Here is a 6,046-nt window from a genome sequence, read left to right as displayed (position 1 = left end):
GCGCGGCGGCACCCGCTCGGGTGGGGTGTGGCGCCCGGCGCGCCGGACCTCCGCGGGCGGGGCGGCCGGGGGGGGGGGCGGGGGCGCGCCCGCCCCCCCCCCCCCCGCCCCCCGTTCCCCCCGGTTCCCTCCGTTCCCCCGTGGGGTGACCCGACGTCCCCCGTCGCCGGGTCAGTCCGTCGCGATGGCCGCGAGGACGTTCATCCGTCCGGCCCGGAAGGCCGGTACGAGGGCGGCGACCAGACCGATCACCACCGAGGAGACCAGCGTCACCACGACCGTGGTGGTCGGGACGGAGAGCGTCCCGAGGCCCTGGTCCCGCAGCACCCGCTGGGCGGTGACGCCCCAGGCCAGGCCCAGCCCGGTGCCGAGCACGGCGCCGAACAGGGCGATCACCACGGACTCCAGGCGGATCATCCGGCGCAGCTGGCGGCGGGAGAGCCCGATCGCCCGCAGCAGGCCGATCTCGCGGGTCCGCTCCACCACCGAGAGGGCCAGGGTGTTGACCACGCCGAGCACCGCGACGGTGATCGACAGGCCGACCAGGCCGTAGATCAGGTAGAGCAGGGTGTTGACCTGGGACTGCACGAGCTCCTTGTAGCCGGCCTGGTCCTTGACGGTCAGCTGCGGGTACTGCCGCAGCGCGTCCTCCAGGGCGGTGAGCGTCTTGGCGACGTCGGTGCCCGGGGTGGCCTTGGCGAAGAAGGTCCGGACCGGAGGCTGCTCGGCGGCCGGGACCACCTTGGTCGCGGTGTCCAGGTCGACGAAGGTCCCGTCGCCCAGCAGTCCGCCCTTCTGGAACACCACGCCCACCGGCAGGGTCTGGGTGCGGCCCTTGCCGTAGTCGACGGTCACCTGGTCGCCGACCTTGAGGCCGTGGTCCTTGGCGAAGTTCTCGCCGATCCCGAGCGAGCCGCGGCCGATCGAGTCGACGGTGCCGGAGCTGACGGTGGGGTGGAAGTCCGTGCCGAAGAACGTGGCCGGCACCGCCGTGAGGTCCGTCCTGGCGCTCTGTCCGCCGGACAGCCGGACCTTGGCGCTCTGGAAGTTCTCCTGGGTCGTGACGTGGTCGATGCCCGGGGTCCGCTTCACCGCGTCGATCATCTCCCCGGTGACGCCCGTCGGGCCGCCGCCGATGATGTAGTCGACGCCCACCGACCTGTCGATCTGCTCGCTCGCCGACGTCACCGCCGAGGAGCTGAACACCGAGGAGCCGATCACCAGCGCCAGCCCGATCATCAGCGCGGCGGCGGTGGCACCGGTCCGGCGCGGGTTGCGCATCGCGTTGCGCTGGGCGAGCTTGCCGGAGGGCCCGAACAGGGCCGGGAGCAGGGCGCCGAGCACCTTGATGACGACGGTGGCCAGCAGCGGGCCGAGCACCACGAAGCCGATCAGGGTGAGCAGCAGGCCCAGGCCCAGGAGCTGCCCGCCGGTGCCCGCCTTCTCCGCCGTGCCGGCGAGCACCAGCAGGCCGGCGCCGCCGCCGGTGAGCAGCACGCCGAGGATCGTCCGGACGACGTTGGAGCGGGCCTCGGCCGGGGTGCCGTGGTCGCGCAGGGCGGCCATCGGGGCGATCCGGCTGGCCCGGCGGGCCGGGATCCAGGCGGCGATCACGGTGATCAGGACGCCGACCGCGTAGCCGGCCGCGAAGACGTCGGGCCCGATCACCAGGTCGCTCGCCTTGAGGTCCATGCCGATCGCGTTCATCAGCTTGATCAGGCCGACGGCGACGCCGAGGCCGACCGCCACCCCGAGGGTCGAGCCGAGCACGCCCAGGATCAGTGCCTCGACCAGCACCGAGCCGTTCACCTGGGCGCGGCTGCCGCCGATGGCGCGCAACAGGCCGATCTCGCGGGTGCGCTGGGCGACCAGCATCGAGAAGGTGTTGATGATCAGGAAGCCGCCGACGATCAGCGAGATCCCGGCGAAGCCGAGCATCGCGTACGTCATGAAGTCGAGGCCGCTGCCGATGGACTTGGTGTTCTCGTCCTTCTGCTCGGTCGCGGTCTTGACCTGGTAGCCGCCGCCGACCTCGGCGAGGGCGTCGGCCTTGAGCTGGTCGTCGCTGCGGCTGCCGTCGCCGTAGGCCTCGACGGAGGTGTAGGCCTGCTCGCCGAGCAGCACCTGCTGGGCGGTCGGGGTGTCCAGGAAGGCCAGCGCCGCACCGGGGTTGGTGGTGGTGAAGGTGGCGATGCCGACGATCGTGTACGGGTGCTGCCCGCCCGCGTTGTCGACCCGGATCCGGTCGCCGACGGCCAGCTTGGCCTTCTTGGCGGTGTCCGCGTCCAGCACCAGTTCGCCGGAGTCCTGCGGGACGTGCCCGGAGGTGAGCTTCACCGCGTTGCGCGGGGTGTCGGTCCAGTTGCCGACCAGGGTGGGTGCGCCGCTGGTCGGGCCGACCAGCTTGTCGGTGGCCGGGTTGACCAGGATCGCGTTGCCGACCATCACCTGGCCGACGGCGGTCTTCACGCCGGGCAGCCCGGCGATCCGCTGGGCGAGCGCGGCCGGGACGGTGGCGGGCTTGTCCCCGGCCTGCGGGTCCTCCTCGTCGGCCGGCTTGGGCGGCTGGACCGAGACGTCGGAGGCGGTCGCGGCGAACAGCTTGGAGAAGGTGCTGGTGGCGGTGTCGGAGAACACCAGGGTGCCGGAGACGAAGGCGACCGACAGCACGACGGCGATGAGCGAGAGCGCCATCCGGCCCTTGTGGGCGAAGAAGCTCCGCAGTGAGGTCTTGAGCAGCATGGTTTCGTCGTCCCGCCGTCAGCTGGTGCGCTTGCCGTCGAAACGGCGCATGCGTTCGAGGACGGAGTCGGCGGTCGGCGCGTGCATCTCGTCGACGATCACGCCGTCGGCGAGGAAGAGCACGCGGTCCGCGTAGCCGGCGGCGACCGGGTCGTGGGTGACCATGACCATGGTCTGGCCCAGTTCGTCCACCGAGCGGCGCAGGAAGGTCAGCACCTCGGCGCCGGCCCGGGAGTCCAGGTTCCCGGTGGGCTCGTCGCCGAAGATGATCTCGGGGCGGGCGGCCAGGGCGCGGGCCACCGCGACGCGCTGCTGCTGGCCGCCGGAGAGCTGGGTGGGGCGGTGCTTGAGCCGGCCGGCCAGGCCGACGGTCTCCACCACCTGGTCCAGCCAGGCCTGGTCGGGTCTGCGGCCGGCGATGTCCATCGGCAGCGTGATGTTCTCCAGCGCGTTCAGGGTCGGCAGCAGGTTGAACGCCTGGAAGATGAAGCCGATCTTGTCCCGGCGCAGGCGGGTCAGCTGCTTGTCCTTGAGGCCGGTGATCTCGGTGTCGCCGATCCGGATCTGTCCGCTGGTGACCGTGTCCAGCCCGGCCAGGCAGTGCATGAGGGTCGACTTGCCGGAGCCGGAGGGGCCCATGATCGCGGTGAAGCGGCCGCGCTGGATGTCCACGTCGACCGCGTCGAGCGCGGTGACCCTGGTCTCGCCCGAACCGTAGGCCTTGGTCACCTGGCGGGCCGAGGCGGCGACGGCGGACGGTCCGCCGGGAAGCTGGGGGTCGTACACGGCTGCTGCCGTCGTCACTGGAGTCTCCTAAGAAGTGGCCCACCCGTCGACCCCCACCCTTCCGACGCGGTCGGCCGGCGGACCCGATCGGATCGGGCCGCGCACGGTGGGGCGGGGATGTAGGAACCACGTTAGGAGCCGGTCCCGGTCGGCTCGTCCTCCGTCGGAATGAAGCGCTGCAACCAAGGTTCTACGGGTGCGGCGCCCCCTCCCCCTAGGGGGCGCCGCGGGCCTTCTCGGGGACGCCCCGTACGGGGTCGGGCCCGCCGGCGGCTCAGCCGGTCAGCACCGGCGCGGCCAGCCGTTCCAGGGCGTCGGCGAACCCCTCCACGACGGGGACGAGTTGGGCGTCGGTCTCGCACTCGACGAGGGTCCGGCCGTCCTCCCCGGCGGTGATGTGGCGGTCGAGCACGAACCAGCCCTGGGTGATGTGGCCGGCGCCCATCGAGCTGAGCACCGGGCGCAGCGCGTAGTCCACGGCGAGGACGTGCGCGGGCGAGCCGCCGGTGGCCAGCGGCAGGACGGCCTTGCCGGCCAGCGCGTACTGCGGGAGCACGTCCAGCAGGGCCTTGAGCAGGCCCGAGTAGGCGGCCTTGTAGACGGGGGTGCCGATGACGACGCCGTCGGCGCGGGCGAACAGCTCGGTGACGGCGACGATCCCGGGGTGGTCGAAGTCGCCGGACAGCAGGGCCTGCGCGGGCAGGCTGCGGGCCTCGAAGGGGATGACGTGGTGGCCGCGGTCCACCAGGCGCGCGTCGACGTGGCGCAGCAGCCGGGTGGTGCGGGAGGTCGCGGACGGGGAGCCGGAAACGGACAGGACGGTGGCCATGGGTTCACCTCTGGCTGGAAGCGGGTCGGGGGTCTCGACGGGCGCGCTTCAGCGACGACAGAGCGAACCGGACACACGCTGGAGGTCGACGTGGCGCCGACGCGTGAGTGCCCGACTCTGATCCATGTCGAAATGCAAACACGGTGCGTTCGAACCGGTCAAGGAACGTTTCAGCAAGCGGAACGGGGGTGACGGGTGCATTTCACGCCGGAACGATCCGGTACGTGCATCAAAACTGCTACAAGAGGCCTGGCAGGGGCCCCGGGGGGAGTCAGCCGGACCGGGGTCGGGCATCCTCGACGGCATGAACACGTGGCAGGAGGGCCGCCCGGGCGGCGGAGGCAACCCCTACGGAGGCAACGGCGGCGGCCCGGCGTCCGAGCGACCGCTGCCGGCCTCCCTCAACCCGCGCGGGGCCGGCGCGCCCGCCCCCCGGCAGCCGGAACCGCCGCACCGGCTCGGCGGCGTCCCGCCGCAGGGCGCCCCCGGCGGCCCCGGACGGCCGGGCCCCGGCGGCCCGGGCGGACCGGGCCGGCCCGGCGGCCCCGGCGGCCCCAGTGGTCCCGCCGGAGCGCGGCCGGGCGGCGCGCAGTCCCGGCGCTGGCCGCGGCGGCGGGTCGTCAAGTGGACGGTCTTCGGCCTGCTGATCGCCGTCATGGTGACCTCCGTGTCCACCTGGTTCTGGGCGGACTCCAAGCTCAACCACGACAACGTGCTGGCCGGCTACCCGGGCCGCCCGGCCGCCGGCAAGGGCACCAACTGGCTGATCGTCGGCTCCGACAGCCGCGAGGGCCTCAGCGAGTCCCAGATGGACACCATGCACACCGGCCACGACGTCGAGGGCAAGCGCAGCGACTCGATGATGATCCTGCACATCGGGGACAACGGGAACACGCTGATGAGCATCCCGCGCGACTCCTGGGTGCCGATCCCCGAGTTCAGGACGAGCGCCGGGAAGACCGTCAAGGCCACCACCTCGAAGATCAACTCGGCCTTCGCCACCGGCAACGGCCGCCTCCTGGTGCAGACCGTCGAACTCAACACCGGCATCCGCATCGACCACTACGCCGAGATCGGCTTCGCCGGGTTCGCGGGCATCGTCGACTCCGTCGGCGGCGTCGAGATGCACATCGACCAGGACATCAAGGACAAGGACTCCGGCCTCGACCTCAAGGCCGGCGACCAGACCCTCAACGGCACCCAGGCCCTGGCCTTCGTCCGCCAGCGCCACCAGATGGCCGACCAGGACCTCGGCCGGATGCGCAACCAGCAGAAGTTCCTCGGCGCCCTCGCCCACCAGGCCGCCTCCCCGGGCACCGTGCTCAACCCGTTCACCTTCTACCCGCTGGTCGACTCGGCGCTCGGCACCCTGATCGTCGACGACGACTGCGGGCTGACCGACCTGGGCTCGCTCTTCCTCGCCATGAAGGACGTCAACGGCGGCGGCGGCAAGACCATGACCGTCCCGATCGGCAACGCCGACTACCACACCAAGACCGGCGAGTCGGCGGTGCAGTGGGACGCCGCCAAGTCCAAGCAGGTCTTCGAGGCGTTCAAGAACGACACCGCGGTACCCGAGTTCAAGTAGCCGCCGCGGGGGGGGGGGCCGGGGGGCGCGGGCGCCGCCGGCCGGGGCGCGGGCGGGGGGGCCCCCCGACCGCGGGCGCAGGACACTCCCAGCTGCCGGAG

At 72.4% G+C, this 6,046-nt stretch carries 5 protein-coding genes; 1 reads left to right on the top strand and 4 read right to left on the bottom strand.

Annotated features, from left to right (window positions below; genetic code table 11):
• Positions 1-171: 171 nt before the first annotated feature.
• From ACFWXO_RS23415 to ACFWXO_RS23400, 4 genes are all read right to left on the bottom strand, one after another.
• On the bottom strand, positions 172-2,742 hold the full coding sequence (locus ACFWXO_RS23415) for an ABC transporter permease (protein ID WP_380525650.1): 2,571 nt from the start codon (positions 2,740-2,742) through the stop codon (positions 172-174).
• Between the two features lie 18 nt (positions 2,743-2,760).
• Entirely contained in the window at positions 2,761-3,546 is a 786-nt protein-coding gene (locus ACFWXO_RS23410; RefSeq protein ID WP_350509632.1) for an ABC transporter ATP-binding protein, read from the bottom strand.
• Positions 3,547-3,802: 256 nt separating this feature from the next.
• Positions 3,803-4,357: an NADPH-dependent FMN reductase gene (ssuE, locus tag ACFWXO_RS23405; RefSeq protein ID WP_360244294.1), complete on the bottom strand. Its 555-nt coding sequence runs from the start codon at positions 4,355-4,357 to the stop codon at positions 3,803-3,805.
• 48 nt (positions 4,358-4,405) lie between these two features.
• Positions 4,406-4,483, bottom strand: coding sequence for a putative leader peptide (locus ACFWXO_RS23400; protein WP_350517968.1), 78 nt, complete (start codon positions 4,481-4,483; stop codon positions 4,406-4,408).
• A gap of 178 nt (positions 4,484-4,661) precedes the next feature.
• Between ACFWXO_RS23400 and ACFWXO_RS23395 the strand changes: the two genes are divergently transcribed.
• Entirely contained in the window at positions 4,662-5,945 is a 1,284-nt protein-coding gene (locus ACFWXO_RS23395; RefSeq protein ID WP_380525649.1) for an LCP family protein, read from the top strand.
• Positions 5,946-6,046: the final 101 nt, after the last annotated feature.

Origin of the sequence: Kitasatospora sp. NPDC059088 (assembly GCF_042738155.1) — a bacterium.
Lineage (GTDB): Bacteria > Actinomycetota > Actinomycetes > Streptomycetales > Streptomycetaceae > Kitasatospora.
The sequence above is the reverse complement of the archived record's forward strand: the minus strand, read 5'-3'. Positions and strand labels throughout refer to the sequence as shown.

Coding starts and splice junctions, on each gene's coding strand:
- ACFWXO_RS23415 (WP_380525650.1), bottom strand. CDS start 2,742: ATGCTGCTCAAGACCTCACTGCGGAGCTTCTTCGCCCACAAGGGCCGG.
- ssuE (WP_360244294.1), bottom strand. CDS start 4,357: ATGGCCACCGTCCTGTCCGTTTCCGGCTCCCCGTCCGCGACCTCCCGC.
- ACFWXO_RS23400 (WP_350517968.1), bottom strand. CDS start 4,483: ATGGATCAGAGTCGGGCACTCACGCGTCGGCGCCACGTCGACCTCCAG.
- ACFWXO_RS23395 (WP_380525649.1), top strand. CDS start 4,662: ATGAACACGTGGCAGGAGGGCCGCCCGGGCGGCGGAGGCAACCCCTAC.